The following is an 895-nucleotide window of genomic DNA, read 5'->3' on the forward strand; positions in this document are numbered from 1 at the left end:
AACGCCGGCATTTCGCATCTGCTCTACACCTCGATGCCCAATCCGGAGCCGGTATCGCCGGTCCTGTTTGCCGATGACCACTACAGCACCGAGCAGGCGATCAAGGCGAGCGGCATCCCCTACACGATCTTCCGCAACGGCTGGTACCAGGAGAACCTGTTCATGGCCCTGCCGCACGCGATCGCCTCGGGAAAATGGTACACGTCGGCCGGCGACGGGCGCATTGCCCACGGTGCGCGCGACGACATGGCAGCGGCGATCGCCGCCAGCCTCGCTGGCGCTTCAAACGAAAGCAAGACCTACACCTTGACCGGTCCGCACGCCTACACCACGGCAGAGATTGCCGCCCTGGTAAGCGAGGTCACCGGCAAGTCGCTCGATGTCGTGCAGGTTCCGGATGAAGCGCTCACCGAAGGGGTAAAGGCATCCGGCGTTCCCGAGGATTTTGCTGAAGTCATCGTGTCCTTCGACGTCAACACGCGCTCCGGCCGCATCGCCATGGTGACCGACGCGATCGAGACGCTTTCCGGCCGCAAGCCAAAAACGCTGAAGCAGTTCCTCGAGGCGAACAAGGCCGCGCTGGCCGGTTGAAGCGGAGTGACATGGACTGTGCCGCAAGACACAGCTCATTCGCCAGGACATGTCGAGATTCAGGTCAGGCTGGACCGAGAATGTGGGTTCCGAGAACCGGAACGGAGCGGACACTTGGTCCGTGAGTACCGGAAGCGCAGGAACCTGCCGTTCGCAGGCCGGCCTCACCTGAATATCGGCATGTCCTAGATGGCCACCTGAGTGCCGATCTCCACCACGCGCCCGGTCGGGATTTGGAAATACTCCGTCGCGTCGGCCGCCGTGCGCGCCAGGCCGATGAACAGCCGGTCCTGCCACACCGGCA

General features: G+C 63.2%; 1 protein-coding gene. It reads left to right on the top strand.

Features of this window, described 5'->3' with window-relative positions:
- On the top strand, positions 1-591 hold a 591-nt coding region (locus EN994_RS33345), incomplete at its 5' end, for an NmrA family NAD(P)-binding protein (RefSeq protein ID WP_127308251.1).
- Between the last annotated feature and the right edge of the window lie 304 nt (positions 592-895).

Source organism: Mesorhizobium sp. M7A.F.Ca.CA.002.09.1.1 (genome assembly GCF_003998555.1).
GTDB lineage: Bacteria > Pseudomonadota > Alphaproteobacteria > Rhizobiales > Rhizobiaceae > Mesorhizobium > Mesorhizobium ciceri.